The following is a 15022-nucleotide window of genomic DNA, read 5'->3' on the forward strand; positions in this document are numbered from 1 at the left end:
TGTAAGGGGGGCAGGTTCAGGGCGACGCCGGGTCACCCTGGGAAAGGATCAGCGTGAGCTCAAAGCTATCCACGTCGCGTTGATAGGCCCAGAGCTCGGACCCGGCAGGGTAATACAAATCGGAAGGCAGCAGCAATCCCTGGTCGACGAGTTCGCGGAGGTTTGCCGGGTAATGTTCGTGGATTCGGGCATAGACCTGGAGCGCCATGTCGATGCGCTGGCGCTGGGCCTCGAGCAGCGGGGGGCTCAATTGTGCCTGGAGGTTGTCGCGGTCGACGGCAACAAAGAAATCGGTCTTCTGGAAGGTCAAATAACTCCAGACGCCGATGCCGATAAAAAGCACGAGGATGACCACGGTCACACTGTGGTGCAGTACGAGCACGGCCAGCCCGGAGGGACGTCCGGGGGAGGGAGGGACAGCTCCCGGAGAAAGGCTCATCAGGCGTCCTCCCGCTTGGCGGAGGGGCTCACACGCGTGGGCTCAATCCCCCGGAAACATCCGAACAGGCCCATCAGGGCGCCGAGCGCTATCATCACCGTGGCGAGTGCGAGTTGTCCGCCCCAGCGATCATCGAAGAGTTCGGTGGCCACCCGCCACAAGCCCATGGGATAGAGCCACCAGAGAGCGCCGAAGCTCAAGAGCCCGAAGGCCAGGGTGCCACGAATCGCATGGCCACCGAGGGTGTGCCCGGTGCCCGGCAAGAGCAGTGAGAGGGCACGCCTTAAAAAAGACTGGAATCGGTCGCGACGGCCCAGCGAGGTCTCGCTGTGCACCCGGGCGTGATAGTCCAGCGTCGCTCCCGAGACAAAGGTCTGATAGCAGGGCAGGCAGTAGTGATGTCCACCGAGTCGGTCGGCATCTTCCGGGTCGCGAGCCAGGCCGCATTTCGGACAGGGGGAGCTCACCCGGTTGGAACGGGGGAGCTGCAGGGTCATCAGCAACCACAGCAGACCGAAGCCTGCCAGGAAGGGGGCTCGAGAGAGCGGTACCATGGGGCCGGCGAGTGCGGTCCAGATAGGCGAAATCAACGAGACGGCGGGTTGGGTGCTGGCATGGTCTTTGTGGACGCTCCAGATCTGATCGGCGCTGAGCATCATGATGATCAGCAGGCTGTTGGCGTCGCGTCGGCTGGTGTCAAGGTAGCGGCTGACCATGGCGAGGTCGTGGCGTACGGCCTGGTCCAACGCGTCGTAGCCGCTTTCCACATCGCCGGCCAGCTGCAGGGCACGCATCTGATTGAACACGGGCGCCGCGGCGTTGGGCATGAGTTCGGCCGCACGTTCAAAGTGGCGCAGGGCCTCCTCGGGGTTGCCCTGCGTGGCGAGCGCTGCACCGATGAGGTTCTCCCACTGCGCGCGTAGACGTAGGGGGCTTTGCGAGGACTCGCCGGCTCCCAGCTCAACGATACGCGCCATCGCTGCCGGCTGACCGGTGCGAAAAAGGGCCACGGCCGCGGCGTACGTCTCAACCGGAGAGGCTCCCTGTTTCAGAGTGGTTTCGGCGCGTTGGAGGCAGTCGGTATCGCAGAATTGTTGGTGCGTATGGGAGAGTTCTTGCGCCGGTGAGCCCGGGTAGAGGACGTGGTGACTGAGCGCGCTGTCGAGAGAGGGGAGGGCAAGGATAAGCGCCAGAAAGGCAGCTGAGACCGCTCGTTCATTGAGGCGCTGAAAAGGGATGACCAGCGCGAGCATGATCAGCATCGACATCAGCGGGGAGCGAAGCACCAGCCCGGGCACGATAACCAGCGCGACCAATACGATCACCGTCTGGTTTGACGAGAACCCTCGCGGCAACATACGGGCGCCGTCGTAGGCCGCCACACCGAAATAGCGCAAGAGTTGCGCGAGCATGAAGGCGCCAAAGCTGACCAGCGCGCTGGTCAGAAAGAGCAGGCAAAGTTTCAGCGTCCACGATGTTTTTGAGTCGAGCCAGTGTGCCCCTCGGCGTACCCCCTCAACCAGGGGAGCGATCGCGCGATGAGGGGCGGTCGGCGTTTCGATGATGCGTAATCTGGCGAGCTCCAGGGCCGGGTAGGGGAGCTGCGGTGCCATGGTCATGGCCATCTGCACAAGCGCTTCGGCATCGGCGGCGCTGAGCCCGTAGGTCTCGCGCTCTCGGGCTACCGCGAGGACCGCCAGAGCGTGCTCGGGCAGCGAGACGTGGCCAAAGCTGAGCGCGTCGTCACGCAGCGCACGCAACTCTTCGAGGCCGGGCTGGCCCGCGCGTGCCATCTGGAGCCAGAGGCGCCAGTGCACTTCCAGATTCAAGGGCACGACGGTCGAGGGCGCCAGCACTCCCCCTTCTTCCACGTTGTTTGGGGTTTCGCCGACGCGCGCGATCATCTTTTCCATGTTCGCGTCGTCGAGCTGCGCCGTGGCGAGGGAAGGCCCTGCGAGCAGCCCGGCGAATGTGCAAAGCAGCAGCACCAGCAGACGCAGCGGGAGCTGCGTCCATGCTTTCCCCCGGCCTGCAACCATGGCTTTTGATGACACCGCGTAGGTCTCGCTTTAAGAAGAGTGGGCGCGCTCTCGAAACTCGGCGCATTCTAAGTGTCGGGTATCGGGAGGTCCAACGTAATTTAACAAATCGTCACGACTGCCGAAGAGGCTTCGGTTGGCGAATCGAGGTTTCGTATGAAAGACCGAACCAACGTCTCGTCTACCGAGGGGGAGAGCGCTTTGCAACGCGCGCAGCGCAGTGGGGAGCAAGCCGCTTCCTGGGGATTTGACTGGCCCGATGTTGCCGGTCCCCTGGCCAAGGTCGCCGAAGAACTCGCGGAGCTGCGCGCCGAGCTGCCGCCCTACACCGATGCCGTAGATATCACGCGGGAGCGGGTGCGTGCCGAACTCGGAGACCTGCTTCTCGCGGTGGTGAATCTGGCGCGCCACCTCAATCTGGATGCCGAAGAGACGCTGGCCGCGGCGCATGCCAGGTTTGAGGTGCGTCTCGCTAAGGTACAAGCGTTGGCGGCGGCGCGGGGGCTGTGTCTGGAGGCGCTAAGCCTGGATGAGCTTGAGAGGCTCTGGCAAGAGGTCAAGCGCACCCCAGGCCTTGATTCGGTCGATTCCCACGACCTATAGTGCGCAGCGCTTATGTGTGACGCGCCGGCGCTCTTCGGCGACGCCATGCCTCGGAAGGCCTCTCAAATAGATAGCAAGGAGTAGGATCGATGCAATTTGACGCGAAGAAGTTGGGCTGGCCGCTGCTGGTGAGCGGTGCGCTTGCTCTTGGGGCCACCACGGCCTGCTCAGGAGATGATGGCGACCAGGGCGGTCAGGCCTGCGAGACGAACGCCGATTGTGAGGCTCCCAATGTGTGCCTGGAGACGGGCATCTGCGGCGTCGCTGACGAGGGCGACACCGGCGATGAGCCGGTGATCGAGGACGAAGACTATGTCATCACGTACGTTCGTAGTTCCGTGGCATCCGGTCAGGGCTATGAACTGCGTCTTTTTGCCACCAGCGACGAGACCCATCATTCGCTGGTCCCCGAGAGCGCGGACTGTGCGCCGCCTAACCTGTGCGGGGTCACGCAGTCGCTCTCACATTTTGTGTATCTGGAACAGGTTGAAGGCGGCTTAAAGAATGTGTACGTCGCCTCGATCGATTCGGAGACCCTGGAAGTCAGCGGAGCTCTGGAGCTCTTTGTTGAGTCGGTCTTTGACGCGCGGGTGCGTGGCCAGGGCGTGGCGTATCTTGATGGCACGACCGCGTACTACAAAGCGATCGGTGGCGAGCCCCAGATCATCGGTGTAGTCGCCGAAGAAGGCGAGGGTGAGGAGTCTCCAATTGTAGCGCACTGGGAGATTGACCCGGTCAGTGGTCGGACGGCGCTCTTTATGCCCACCCTGGAGACGGTCGACGTGCTCGTCGGGGAGCTGGGTACGCCGATTGGCGCCGAAGACAATCTGGTGACGATCAGCGGCGCGAATTACCCCGGAGAGGCCGGAAGCTACTTCCTGGGAGTGTTGCCGACCGCGTTTAGCGCCGATGGCAACCTGGTGGCGTTTCTCACCGTGGGGCCCAATGACTATCAGGAGTGTGGTTCCAACGCTGACTGCACCGGAACCGCTCAGCAGTGTGGAGATGCGAACCGCTGCACCGCGATTGAGCCGACGGTGAATATCATCGACATAAGCAATGCCGACAATCTGGGCGAAGCCTGCAGCTCCGATGCGGAATGCGGCCCGGTCCATCGTTGTGACACGTCGAATGATGACTACGATCGCGCGATGTGCATGCCTCAGCGCGTGGCCTATGGCCTTCCGAACTTCCCTTACCAGGGCGAGCCGATTCAGGCCGGCTGTGCCTGGACGAAGGAAGATGGTTCGTTTGCGTTCACCGACATTGATGATGTCATGAGTTTCGGAGCCGACGGTCGCCTCTATGTGACGGCGTCCCGGGAGTGTGTGCGCCCTCTGGGTGACCCGGCAGTGGAGGGGGCTGAGAACAACATCCCGCGCTCGGCCATTACGGTCATCGATCCTCAGACTGGTACTTTTGAAGAGATCTTCGGCAACCTGGGCGCCGAGGACTTCGACGAGTCACGATGCTATGACGAACTGGAGCAGCAGGTCGACATCACCAACTGCGTGACGCGCCAGGTTAGCGCGCGGCTCTCGCCGGGGGGGAACGACCTGATTTTCTCGGCGACCAACCCCAATGTGGTCGATCCCGGTCTGGCCGACCGCATCTTTGATATGTGGAGCGTTAAGCGCAACGGCGAAGACCCGGTCTGGTTGACCCGTGAGCCTTCGACCTGGTCGGTGGTGACCTTCGGAGTGCATCCCGACCCGCGGGCCGCGACCGACGCCGAGTAAGGCGGCTGTTGAGGCGCTAAAGAAAACGCCGCGCTCCCGATGGGGAGCGCGGCGTTTCTCGTTCTTGCTCATGATATCAGAACGACCGGTGCGTCGGCACCTTAGTCCTGTTCGTCTTCCTCGCCCTGCAGGAAGTCATTGGCGGCGGGGAATTGTTTAATGGTGTCGCGCGCGATTTCCCAGGCTTTCTGCACGACCCAGGACATGGAGCGGTCCTGTCGCAGCGACTCTTCGCGAATTTCGTCGAGGTAGTCTTCGGGGAAATAGAGGCTCTGTTTGCGCTTATCGCTGGCCATGACAACTCGCTCGTCGGTGTGGTTATCCCGGTTCAAATGTAGCCAATGCTCGCACTATAGCTGCGTCAGCTTCCCCTTGCCAGTGCGTTTGCTGGCTCGGGAGGGGAGGCTTGTAGGTGGGAGCATCAGTCGTTGCTCTGATCGACAAATACCAGAGTGCCGAAGAGGTTCACATCATGGAAGTCTCGTCTGGGACGAGTGCTCCATCCGTAGGCGAAGGTCTTATCGTCACTGGGGCGGTCAAAGCGGTAGAGGTTGGCCCGCCAGGTCGTCCCGGAGGGCGGCGCGCCGTCGACTCCGGGAAGCTCCTTAAGAGGGATGCGCACTTCGACGGACCAGAAGCTGTCTTTTTGACCTTCGTCATTGAGGCTCCCTTCGACGTGCGCGGCCGATTCCAGGCCCTGCATCGTGAAGGGTTTGGCGGCGGCGATATCCTGGTTGCGGCTCTTGCTGCGGGTGCCCGGGCGGTGCGGGAAGAGCGCATCAAAGACGACGTTACGAGGACTAAACTGCAACTCGACGTAGGCGGCATCGGGGCCCCCCGGCGCGATGAAAAACTCGAAGACCTCCTCGGTCCATAACGAGGCATCGCGACCGGAGAGCGTCGCCCAGACATGCTCATCCTGGAGGTAGGCGCCTACGTAGAGGTAGGTGTCGTCGTAGGCGAGCTTGACGGTGCTTTCGTAGGCGGCGCGGGAGTTAAAACCCTCGATGGTCAGAGCTTTTAGTTCGCTCCACAGGGCTTCATTGAGCTTGCCGTCGAGAGTGAGTGTTTCGCTCTGCTCGTTGCGGAGTTTATGAACTTCGTAACGGGGCAGGGTGGAGGTGTCGACGGGCACGCCATCGATGTTGAGGCGCGGTCCGATAGCTCGCCGGTCGTCGGTGATGCTTTTGCCCTGAACCTCGGCACGCACATCGTCGCGGAACAAGCCGATATAAGGCAGTGCTTCGCCGCGTGGGAAGTCTTCGCGCAGTTTAACCGTCTGTTGGTCACGGATGATCTGCCCCTCTTTCCACAGAGGGGTGCGGAAGAGGTCTCCCACCGGGTAGTGATCCAGGTTCTGCCGCAAGGGCTGAGACTGGGAGTCGAAGTGCACAAAGATCTTCCAGTCGCGCTCCACATCCTGGAGCGCTCGCCAGTACCAGGTGAAGGTCACCTCCTGGCCGGCCTTGAGCTCGCCATCAATATCGAGTCCGATGAGCTCAATGGTGTCGTCGTACGTTGCGCCAATCGGGTACTTCGGCGTGGGCGCTTCTTCCAGAATATGTTCCCGCACCTGGCTCCATTGCTCCTGGGTGAGCACCACACGGGGCTCACTGCTCTGACAGGCCGTGCACAGGGTGCCGGTGGCCAGCGCCAGCGAGACGAGCCAGGGCCCGGAGTGCCGAAAACAACGTGGTTTGGAAGCCATAGCAAATTCCTTATCGTCAGGGATGCCGCGCTGATGGCGAGCGGATGCATACAGGTTGGCAGGGATGCGAAACCTAGCGCAGGGCCACCTGCGGATGCAACGTGGCCTGGCGAGAATTGGCCAGCCCCTCTGAAGTGTGCTACCTGACAGCGCCGGCGCCTTTGAGGCGCGATATCAACGAACACGCGAGACAAGAGGTCAGGCGATGACAGACGGGTTAGGGCGAGTGCATATGCTGGGGATTGGTGGCATCGGAGTCTCGGCGGTTGCGCGCATTTTACATGCGCGCGGCGTGCAGGTGACCGGCTCCGATGTTCGGGAAAGTTCCATCACCGAGGCCTTGCGCTCCGAAGGGATGGATGTGGTCATTGGCCACGATCCTAAAAACGTCGAAGGCGCCGACCTGGTGGTGGTTTCCACGGCCATTCCCGAGGAAAACGTGGAGCTGGTCGCTGCGCGTGAGGCGGGCATCCCCGTGGAGCACCGCTCCTCGATTCTGGCGAAGCTGCTCCGTGGCTACCGCACGATTGGGGTCACCGGCACCCATGGCAAAGGCACGGTATCGTCGATGATCGCCTGGATCATGGAGTGTGCCGGCCTGGAGCCGGGCTTTGTGATCGGTGGGATGCTGAACAACTTCGGGGTCAATGCTCGTGACACCGGTGGCGAGTGGATGGTGGTTGAAGTCGATGAGAGCGATGGCTCTCACCACAACATCGAGTGCGACTACGTCGCCTGTAACTTCCTGGAGCTCGACCACCTCAATTATTATGAGGGGCTCGACGATATCATCGGCAAGATGGCGACCTTCTTGGAATCGAATACTCGCCTCAAAGAGGCCTTTGTAAACCTGGACTGCGCGGGGAATCGGCAGCTGGTCGAGCAGGTGGCGTTGCGTCCTACGGGCTATTCGATGGAGCACCAGGCGGAGTTTCGCGGCGAGCTTATCGACAAGGGGCAGCTCCCAATTCGCTTTCGCGGCTATCACCGCGATGAAGTCATGGGGGAGTGGGAACTCAACCTTCCGGGGCGCTACAATGTGGTGAACGCGATGGGAGCCGTGGCCGTGGCGCGCCGCATTGGCATTTCGCCCGAGGTCATCGGTCAGGCGCTGGCGACCTATAAAGGGCTGGAGAATCGATTCACCATCGCTCACGGCGGCGGGGTGACCATCGTCAAAGACTACATCAGTCACCCCACGGGGATAAAAAAGGTGCTGGAGTCGGCCCGTGACCTGGTGGATGGGCGGCTGGTCAGTGTGTTTAAGCCCTATCGCTACACCCTGATCAAGTATCTCAAAGATGAGTATGGCGAGGCCTTTCAGGGCAGTGATGAGGTCATCATCACCACGATGTACGCCGCGGAAGAAGATCCTATCCCCGGGATTAACACCCAGACGGTGGTCGATCGCATTGAGGCCAACGGTCTGAATGTGACCTTCATCCCGAAACAACCCGATATCAACGCCTACCTGCTCGAGACGCTGGAGCCCGGCGACAAAGTGATCTTTTTCGGTGGGGATGACTTCTTCCGTCAGGCCGACCAGATTCTGGCCGAGCTGGCGCTGCGCGCCGGCGAGACGGAACACGACGAAGAGCCGCAGCCGCGCTTTGATGGCCCGCTCAACGAAGGGGAGTAAGCGATGCGTGAGCAGTGGTTGAAGCAGGAGCGTTTTGCGGTCTGGGGAGCCGGCGTCAGTGGGGTGGCAGCGGCCAACCTGCTCGCGCGTCGCGGTAAAGAAGTGGTGCTCAGCGACATCAAAACGCTGGACGAACTTGAAGACGTGGCCGAACGACTGCATAGCGCGGTACGCCTGGTCGGCGGCGAGAATTATCTGGGTGAGAGTCAGGTGATTGTGGCGTCTCCCGGGATGAAGCCTGCGCATCCGGACTTTGAGAGAGCGCGCGCGCAGGGTTGCGCGATCATCTCAGAGGTGGAGCTGGCCTATGATGCCAGCCAGGCGCGCTGGATCGGCATCACCGGCACCGATGGCAAGACCACGACGACCTCGCTGGTGGGGCAGATGCTCCAGCAGGCCGACGTGGAGCATGTGGTCGCCGGTAATATCGGCCTGCCCCTCTGCGCGGTGGTCGAGACGCTGGGGCCGGAGGCGGTGGTCGTGGCCGAACTCAGCGCCTTTCAACTCTGGAGCTGCCATCATCTGCAGCCGCTTGCAGCCGCGATTACGAACGTGGCCGCCGATCACCTGGATTACTTTGAGAGCTTTGCGGACTACGCCCAGGCCAAGTTGCGTATATTTGAGTTGCAGCGTGGGGAAGGCAGCGCCGTGGTGCCGATGCGCGATCGCTTGGTGCGCAAGTCGCTGCGAGAGCCTCAAGGGCAACGCATCATCGGTTTCTCGGACCGGCCGGAAGATGTGGCGCCGCTGGATGAGGCCGTGTGGTTCGACGGGGATCAGGGATGGGCGCGCGAAGAAGAGGGCGTGGACATCTGCTGGTTGGAGTCCTTTGATGAGACGGAACTCTTTGGCTCGCACAATCAGCTGAACCTGGCCTGTGCCGCCGCGCTCGCCAGAAGCGTGGGGGTGAGTTGGGCGCATATTGTGGAGGCTGCGCTTAGTTTTGAGCCGCTGGCCCATCGCATGGAGTTTGTGGGGGAAGGCAACGAGGTGAGCTTTGTGGATGACTCTAAGGCCACCAACGCTCATGCCTCACTGGCCGGGCTGCAGAACCTGGAGGCGGGCTTTGTGGTGATTGCCGGCGGCGTCGACAAGGGGTTGGACTTGCGGAGCTGGGCGAAGTACGTCGCGCGCGAGGCCGGCGCGGTGGTGCTCCTTGGCCAGATTTCCGAGCGCATGCGCACCGAGTTGGAAGGGGCCGGCGCAGCGAAGATTCGCAGTGCAGAATCGATGGAAAACGCCGTGGAGCAGGCCTTTAAAATGGCCAGGCCGGGGAGCACTGTTGTGCTCAGCCCGGCCTGTTCCAGCTTTGATATGTTCGAGAGCTATGCGCATCGCGGCCGGGAGTTTCAGGCGGCCGTCGAGCGTCTGATCAGCTCTCTGCCATGATCACCAGCACCTGATCTTCTTCAACAGCATCGCCCTCTTTGATACGGATCTCTTTGACGATTCCGTCACAGGGGGCGGGCACCGGCATTTCCATCTTCATGGATTCCAGGATGACGAGATCATCGTCTTCTTCGACCTCTTCGCCGATCTCGACTTCGATCTTCCAGACGGTGCCGGTGATATGCGCGCGGACTTCTTCAGCCATCTCTTTCTCCTTCCAGTCATCAATGGGGTAAGTGGGCTCCGTGGGGAGGTGGAGGTCTTCGCACGGAGCGCCGTATTTTTCCAGTCGTGAGTGCGCTCAGCGCTTCTCCAGCCAGCCGGTGTGCACGTCGCCGGCCAGGTAGTCGGCATCGTCCATCAGCTCCAGGTGCATCTGCAGGTTGGTGGTCAGCCCGCCGATGTTCATCTCGCCAAGGGCCGCTTTCATGCGGGCGATGGCCTGTGGGCGATCGGGAGCATGTACGATGAGCTTGGCGATGAGCGGATCGTAGTAGGGGGTGACGGCCCAGTTGGCCATCACGCCGCTGTCGAGACGAACGCCTTCGCCCTGGGGGGGCGTCCAGGTGGTGATGGTGCCCGGGGCCGGCATGAACATCTTCTCGGGATTTTCGGCGTAGATGCGGCACTCAATGGCATGGCCATCAATGCTGAGTTCGCTCTGCGCGAGCGTGAGTTCCTCGCCGGCCGCAATGCGAAGCTGCCACTCCACAAGGTCGAGCCCGGCGATCATTTCGGTGACCGGGTGTTCGACCTGCAGGCGAGTGTTCATCTCAATGAAGTAGAAGTTGCCGGCTTCGTCGGCGATGAACTCTACGGTGCCTGCGTTGGTGTATTCGCTGGCGCGCACCAGCGCCAGAGCGGCGTCTGCCATGCGCTCGCGCAGGCCAGGATGGCGAGAGACCAGCGGGGAAGGGGCCTCTTCGATGACCTTCTGGTGGCGACGCTGCACGCTGCACTCGCGCTCAAAGAGGTGCAGGGCGTTGCCATGGTGGTCGGCGAGCACCTGAATCTCGATATGGCGCGGGTTCTCAATGTAGCGCTCCAGGTAGAAGCTCGGGTCGCCAAAGGCCGACTCCGCGCGTCGTACCGAGGCCTTGATGGCCTTGCGCAACTTCTTCTCGTTGGTCGCCAGGTTCATGCCGATGCCGCCACCACCGGCGGAGGCTTTGACGAGCACGGGGTAGCCGATGGTCTCGGCCAGGGCAATAGCGGCGTCTTCGTCGGCGACTACGCCGTCGGAGCCGGGAACAACCGGCACCCCGGCGTTCTGAGCGAACTCGCGAGCGCGAGCCTTATCGCCCATCAGTTCCATGACTTCGGCGCGGGGGCCGATAAAGGTGATGCCGGCGGCTTCGACCGCGTGCACAAACTCGGCGTTTTCGCTCAAGAGTCCGTAGCCGGGGTGAATCGCATCGACGCCGGCCTCTCGGGCGACCTCCAGAATGCGCTCGGCGTTGAGGTAGCTCTTTGTCACGTGAGCCGGCCCGATAAGGTAGGCCTCGTCGGCGATTTGCGTATGCGGTGCGCCTTCGTCGGCCTCGCTGTAGACGGCGACCGTGCGAATGCCCATGCGTTTGCAGGTGCGGGCGATGCGAGCGGCAATCTCACCGCGGTTGGCGATCAGGACAGCGTTAAACATCAGCGAGCTCCTTGAATCATAAAAGAGGTGGCACACGAAGATATGATGCTGGCGAGGTAGCACGGTGCGGCAAGGGTGGTCAAAGCTCTCGGGCTCCGGGGGCGCTCAGAGGTAGGCCAGGTCGGTGGCGATAACGCGGGCTGCCAGCGCGCCGTCTCCGACGGCGGTGGCCACCGAGCGGAGCCGGGTCTGGCGTATGTCGCCCAGGGCAAAGACGCGCTTGAGGTGGGTGCGGCGCTCCAGGTCGGTGACGATGTAGCCGCTCGCATCACGCGGAAGTCCGGGGGCGTCGGGAACGACCGGCTCAACGCCAATGCGCACAAAGAGTGCGGCAACCTGGAGTGTCTCCGAGGTGGGGCCGCTCAGGTGAAGGCGACAGCCGCTTGCCAGGGGCTCGATACGCCGAACTTCTGTGGGAGCCGGGGCGAAGTGGATCCGGGGATGGCGACGGGCTTCTTCGATAAAAGCGTCGCGTGCGCGGGGGGCACTGCGCATCAAGACGTGCACATCGCACTGGAAGCTGGCCAGGCGAAGCGCGTTTTCCAGCGCGGCGTCTCCGCCCCCGACCACCGCGACCTTTCCTCCGGCAACCCGCTCGGCATCGGCCATGGAACTCTGGCTTACCACGCTCCCCATGCACTCGGCCTCGCCGGGCACCCCGAGGGTGCGGTAGCGCGTGCCGGTGGCCAGAAAGAGCGCGTCGAAGAGGCGGGGGGCGCCGGCTTCAAAGGTCACGCTGACGCCATCGTCGTGGGCGTGAAATGCCGCCACGGTCGCCGCCCGCGGCGCCAGATGAAGCGCGCCGGCCTGGTCTCGGAGCGCGGCGGCCAGTTCGCGTCCGTGCGCAAAGCGGGCCGCCGGGTAGTTGTCGATACGGTTGTTGACCCGGTGTAAAAGCCCCCCGATGCGGCCGCTGGCATCCACCCAGTCGAAGGGCACGCCAAAGTCGTGCAGCCAGAGTGCAGCGCTTACGCCGGCGGCTCCCGCGCCCACGACCAACACTCGGGCCTTCTCGCTCATAGATCTTTTTCCGCGCGCTGGAACTGACTCATGATCTCGGCGCGCAGATCGCCGCGCTGGAGAATGCCGCGAGCCTCTACCGAGATGAGTTCGCCCTGTTTGCGAGCGCCACGCATCTCCATGCAGAGCTGGCGCGCCCGCAGACGTACCAGAAGCCCGGCGGGTTGAAGCGTCTTCTCCAGGTGGTCGCTGATGTCCAGGATCAGTCGCTCCTGAACCTGCGGGCGGGCGGCAAAATGGTCGATCACTCGCCCGATGCTCCCAAATCCGACGATTGAATGCGCCGGGATATACGCCACGTCGATCGTGCCAAAGAAGGGGAGCAGGTGATGCACACACATGCTCTGAAAGGGCAGAGCACAGGTAAGTACGGGACGTTGGACCGAAACGCCTCGCTCCAACCCGGGAGCGTCAAAGGTACTGATGGCCGGGGCTTCTTGCGTGAGTCCGTAGAAGAGCTCTTCCATCAGCGCTGAGAAACGCTCTGCGGTGCGCGCAAGCTCGGGGTCTTGAGAATCTTCCAGACCCACGGCTTTCATAAAGGCTCGAAAGTGTTCGACAGCTTTTTCGTTCATAGGACCTGTACCGCGGGAGCAGCGTTTCAGAAGATCGAGCTCTGATTACCGCTGTTGATGGGGACGCCCAGGTGACGAAACGCGCTGGCCGAGGCCACGCGCCCGCGCGGGGTGCGCTGAATGAACCCCTGCTGCAAAAGGTAGGGCTCGATGACTTCTTCGATGGTGTGTTTGGCCTCGCCGATGCTGCTGGCCAGGGTGTCCAGGCCGGTCGGGCCGCCGCCGAACTTGACCACCAGGGCGTCGAGGTAAAGTCGGTCCAGGTAGTCGAACCCGGCCGAGTCGACCTCCAGGCGCTCCAGGGCGTAGTCGGCGAGTTCATCGTCGATGGTGGCGTGCTTGCCGACCACGGCGTAATCGCGCACCCGGTGCAAGAGCCGGTTGGCAATGCGCGGCGTGCCCCGGCTGCGCCGCGCGATCTCAAAGGCGCCGCGCTCCGATAGCCCGATGTTCAAAATGCGCGCCGAGCGCTGCAATACCGAGGTCAGATCTTCGGCGCCGTAGTAATCCAGGCGCGCCACATAGCCGAAGCGATCGCGCATCGGCGCTGTAAGAAGCCCTGAGCGCGTGGTTGCCCCCACCAGTGTAAAGGGCGGAAGCGAGAGCTTCATATTGCGCGCGTGAGGACCTTCGCCAATGACGATGTCGAAGTAGAAGTCCTCCATCGCCGGGTAGAGGTTCTCTTCGACCACCGGTGAGAGGCGATGACACTCGTCGATGAAGAGGATCTCCCCCTTCTCCAGGGAGGTGAGGATGCCTGCCAGGTCCCCTTTTTTTTCGAGCGCCGGCCCACTGGTAATGTGGATATTGACCCCCATTTCCTCGGCCAGAATCTGCGCCATGGACGTCTTTCCCAGCCCGGGCGGTCCGCTGAAGAGGATGTGGTCGAGCGGAGCGTTGCGCATCTTTGCCGACTGGACCATCACCCGCAGGTTATCCTTGATCGCCTCCTGCCCGACGAACTCCTCAAAGCGCCGGGGACGCAGGAATTCGTCGAAGTTGGAGTCGTCTTCGATGGGGGTCATCTCGATATTGGGATCGCGAGCCATGGGGGGCATTTCCTGTGACAGCAACGTGGGGTGATGCGTGCAAATTAGCGCAAAAGTTTCAGGGCCATGCGCAGAAGCACATCGACCGGCTCGTCGCCGGTGGCCTCGCGGGCGACATGATCGACGGTGTCATCGACCATCGCCGGGGGGTAGCCCAGATTCTGCAAGGCGGAGCGCAGATCGTCGATCGTCGAATGCTGGGCGGCGGCGGGGGTGGCACCGCGCTCAAAGCTAAAGTCACCCAGGGCGTTTTTCAGCTCCAGGATCAAGCGCTGGGCGGTCTTTTTGCCGATGCCGCTAACCTTGGTGAAGGTGTCGATGCGGTCGAGCTCCACGGCCAGCACCACCTCGGCGGGTTCCAACTCCGAGAGCACGGCCAGCCCGATTTTAGGGCCGATGCCGCTGACCGAGATTAGCTTCGCGAAGAGGCGACGGTCATCGGCCGAGGCGAAGCCGTAGAGCTGGATGGCGTCTTCACGCACGCTGGTATGCACCCAGAGTGAGACTTCGGCAGCCTCATTGGGGCGAAGTTTACCGGCATGACCTACCGGCATAAATACCTGGTAGCCAACGCCCCGCACGTCGAGAATGACGTGATCGAGCTCTGAAGTGAGCAGGTGGCCTGTAAGATGTGCGATCATAAAACGGAATCCATTCCTGAGTACATGTTCAGGGGTAATCTATTCGAGTCGCCGCTGAAAGTCGAACGCCTGACAATGACAAATCGCCACTGCCAGGGCGTCGGCCGCGTCTTCCGCGAGTTCGCCGCGCAGCCCCAGGTGAACACGGACCATCTGGCCCACCGTATCCTTGGAGGCCCGGCCTCGCCCGGTGACCGCTTGCTTGATCAGCGTGGGGGCGTACTCGTTGAGTTCGAGTTTGGCGTGACTCAGCGCCAGCAGCGCTACACCGCGGGCCTGGCCGAGTTTGATGGTCGACATGGCGTTGCGCGCCACGAAGACGCTTTCAACGGCGGCCTGGTCGACCGGGAACTGGCCCAGCACCGAGGTGAGTCCGCCGTAGATGATCTCCAGACGTTCGATGAAGGTTTTGGCGCGGGAGGCGTTAATGCGGCCGCTGGCCAGATGCTCGAGTTCCTGGCCGCGTTTCTTTATCACGCCGTAGCCGGTAAAGCGGCTGCCGGGGTCAATTCCGATGACAATCACAGAAGATCCCTACT

At 62.2% G+C, this 15022-nt stretch carries 15 protein-coding genes; 4 read left to right on the forward strand and 11 right to left on the reverse strand.

The window, feature by feature from the left end:
• Positions 1 to 16 precede the first annotated feature (16 nt).
• A complete protein-coding gene (locus tag DL240_RS05480) occupies positions 17 to 439 on the reverse strand; it encodes a hypothetical protein (RefSeq protein WP_111728869.1) in 423 nt (140 codons plus the stop codon).
• Positions 439 to 2352, reverse strand: a complete 1914-nt coding sequence (locus DL240_RS05485) for a tetratricopeptide repeat protein (RefSeq protein WP_146618122.1) — start codon at positions 2350 to 2352, stop codon at positions 439 to 441. Before DL240_RS05485 ends, DL240_RS05480 begins: the two co-directional genes overlap by 1 nt.
• A gap of 282 nt (positions 2353 to 2634) precedes the next feature.
• On the opposite strand from DL240_RS05485, the gene DL240_RS05490 reads away from it, so the two are divergent.
• Positions 2635 to 3081: a nucleoside triphosphate pyrophosphohydrolase family protein gene (locus tag DL240_RS05490; RefSeq protein WP_111728871.1), complete on the forward strand. Its 447-nt coding sequence runs from the start codon at positions 2635 to 2637 to the stop codon at positions 3079 to 3081.
• 89 nt (positions 3082 to 3170) lie between these two features.
• Positions 3171 to 4820 (forward strand): hypothetical protein, encoded by a 1650-nt coding sequence (locus tag DL240_RS05495; RefSeq protein ID WP_111728872.1) that lies wholly within the window; start codon positions 3171 to 3173, stop codon positions 4818 to 4820.
• A 101-nt stretch (positions 4821 to 4921) separates the two neighbouring features.
• Here DL240_RS05495 and DL240_RS05500 read toward each other — a convergent pair whose 3' ends face one another.
• Together DL240_RS05500 and DL240_RS05505 are read right to left on the reverse strand one after the other, a co-directional pair.
• Positions 4922 to 5116, reverse strand: coding sequence for a TIGR04563 family protein (locus DL240_RS05500; RefSeq protein ID WP_111728873.1), 195 nt, complete (start codon positions 5114 to 5116; stop codon positions 4922 to 4924).
• Between the two features lie 125 nt (positions 5117 to 5241).
• Positions 5242 to 6528: a carbohydrate-binding family 9-like protein gene (locus DL240_RS05505; RefSeq protein WP_111728874.1), complete on the reverse strand. Its 1287-nt coding sequence runs from the start codon at positions 6526 to 6528 to the stop codon at positions 5242 to 5244.
• 205 nt (positions 6529 to 6733) lie between these two features.
• On the opposite strand from DL240_RS05505, the gene murC reads away from it, so the two are divergent.
• Together murC and murD are read left to right on the forward strand one after the other, a co-directional pair.
• Complete coding sequence (murC, locus tag DL240_RS05510; RefSeq protein WP_111728875.1) at positions 6734 to 8167, forward strand: UDP-N-acetylmuramate--L-alanine ligase; 1434 nt, start codon at positions 6734 to 6736, stop codon at positions 8165 to 8167.
• Between the two features lie 3 nt (positions 8168 to 8170).
• Complete coding sequence (gene murD / locus DL240_RS05515; RefSeq protein WP_111728876.1) at positions 8171 to 9556, forward strand: UDP-N-acetylmuramoyl-L-alanine--D-glutamate ligase; 1386 nt, start codon at positions 8171 to 8173, stop codon at positions 9554 to 9556.
• On the opposite strand, the gene DL240_RS05520 is transcribed toward murD, so the two are convergent.
• From DL240_RS05520 to ruvC, 7 genes are all read right to left on the reverse strand, one after another.
• Positions 9540 to 9761 (reverse strand): biotin/lipoyl-binding carrier protein, encoded by a 222-nt coding sequence (locus DL240_RS05520; protein ID WP_111728877.1) that lies wholly within the window; start codon positions 9759 to 9761, stop codon positions 9540 to 9542. The two genes, murD and DL240_RS05520, sit on opposite strands and share 17 nt — an antisense overlap.
• A gap of 96 nt (positions 9762 to 9857) precedes the next feature.
• The gene (locus DL240_RS05525) at positions 9858 to 11198 is read right to left on the reverse strand and encodes an acetyl-CoA carboxylase biotin carboxylase subunit (protein ID WP_111728878.1); all 1341 of its coding nucleotides are present in this window, start codon (positions 11196 to 11198) and stop codon (positions 9858 to 9860) included.
• A 105-nt stretch (positions 11199 to 11303) separates the two neighbouring features.
• Positions 11304 to 12218 (reverse strand): NAD(P)/FAD-dependent oxidoreductase, encoded by a 915-nt coding sequence (locus DL240_RS05530; protein ID WP_111728879.1) that lies wholly within the window; start codon positions 12216 to 12218, stop codon positions 11304 to 11306.
• On the reverse strand, positions 12215 to 12793 hold the full coding sequence (folE, locus tag DL240_RS05535) for a GTP cyclohydrolase I (protein ID WP_111728880.1): 579 nt from the start codon (positions 12791 to 12793) through the stop codon (positions 12215 to 12217). Before folE ends, DL240_RS05530 begins: the two co-directional genes overlap by 4 nt.
• 26 nt (positions 12794 to 12819) lie before the next feature.
• Positions 12820 to 13842 (reverse strand): Holliday junction branch migration DNA helicase RuvB, encoded by a 1023-nt coding sequence (gene ruvB / locus DL240_RS05540; RefSeq protein WP_111728881.1) that lies wholly within the window; start codon positions 13840 to 13842, stop codon positions 12820 to 12822.
• A gap of 44 nt (positions 13843 to 13886) precedes the next feature.
• The gene (gene ruvA, locus DL240_RS05545; RefSeq protein ID WP_111728882.1) at positions 13887 to 14483 is read right to left on the reverse strand and encodes a Holliday junction branch migration protein RuvA; all 597 of its coding nucleotides are present in this window, start codon (positions 14481 to 14483) and stop codon (positions 13887 to 13889) included.
• Between the two features lie 39 nt (positions 14484 to 14522).
• Positions 14523 to 15008 carry a crossover junction endodeoxyribonuclease RuvC gene (gene ruvC, locus DL240_RS05550; RefSeq protein ID WP_111728883.1) on the reverse strand — a complete coding sequence of 162 codons (486 nt, stop codon included), beginning with the start codon at positions 15006 to 15008 and terminating at the stop codon, positions 14523 to 14525.
• Between the last annotated feature and the right edge of the window lie 14 nt (positions 15009 to 15022).

The sequence above is a fragment of the Lujinxingia litoralis genome, from assembly GCF_003260125.1.
Classification (GTDB): Bacteria; Myxococcota_A; Bradymonadia; order Bradymonadales; family Bradymonadaceae; genus Lujinxingia; species Lujinxingia litoralis.

Bases quoted from the DNA above. Each gene is read 5' to 3' on its own strand.
- DL240_RS05480 (WP_111728869.1), bottom strand. From the start codon at position 439: ATGAGCCTTTCTCCGGGAGCTGTCCCTCCCTCCCCCGGACGTCCCTCC.
- DL240_RS05485 (WP_146618122.1), bottom strand. From the start codon at position 2,352: ATGGAAAAGATGATCGCGCGCGTCGGCGAAACCCCAAACAACGTGGAA.
- DL240_RS05490 (WP_111728871.1), top strand. From the start codon at position 2,635: ATGAAAGACCGAACCAACGTCTCGTCTACCGAGGGGGAGAGCGCTTTG.
- DL240_RS05495 (WP_111728872.1), top strand. From the start codon at position 3,171: ATGCAATTTGACGCGAAGAAGTTGGGCTGGCCGCTGCTGGTGAGCGGT.
- DL240_RS05500 (WP_111728873.1), bottom strand. From the start codon at position 5,116: ATGGCCAGCGATAAGCGCAAACAGAGCCTCTATTTCCCCGAAGACTAC.
- DL240_RS05505 (WP_111728874.1), bottom strand. From the start codon at position 6,528: ATGGCTTCCAAACCACGTTGTTTTCGGCACTCCGGGCCCTGGCTCGTC.
- murC (WP_111728875.1), top strand. From the start codon at position 6,734: ATGACAGACGGGTTAGGGCGAGTGCATATGCTGGGGATTGGTGGCATC.
- murD (WP_111728876.1), top strand. From the start codon at position 8,171: ATGCGTGAGCAGTGGTTGAAGCAGGAGCGTTTTGCGGTCTGGGGAGCC.
- DL240_RS05520 (WP_111728877.1), bottom strand. From the start codon at position 9,761: ATGGCTGAAGAAGTCCGCGCGCATATCACCGGCACCGTCTGGAAGATC.
- DL240_RS05525 (WP_111728878.1), bottom strand. From the start codon at position 11,198: ATGTTTAACGCTGTCCTGATCGCCAACCGCGGTGAGATTGCCGCTCGC.
- DL240_RS05530 (WP_111728879.1), bottom strand. From the start codon at position 12,218: ATGAGCGAGAAGGCCCGAGTGTTGGTCGTGGGCGCGGGAGCCGCCGGC.
- folE (WP_111728880.1), bottom strand. From the start codon at position 12,793: ATGAACGAAAAAGCTGTCGAACACTTTCGAGCCTTTATGAAAGCCGTG.
- ruvB (WP_111728881.1), bottom strand. From the start codon at position 13,842: ATGGCTCGCGATCCCAATATCGAGATGACCCCCATCGAAGACGACTCC.
- ruvA (WP_111728882.1), bottom strand. From the start codon at position 14,483: ATGATCGCACATCTTACAGGCCACCTGCTCACTTCAGAGCTCGATCAC.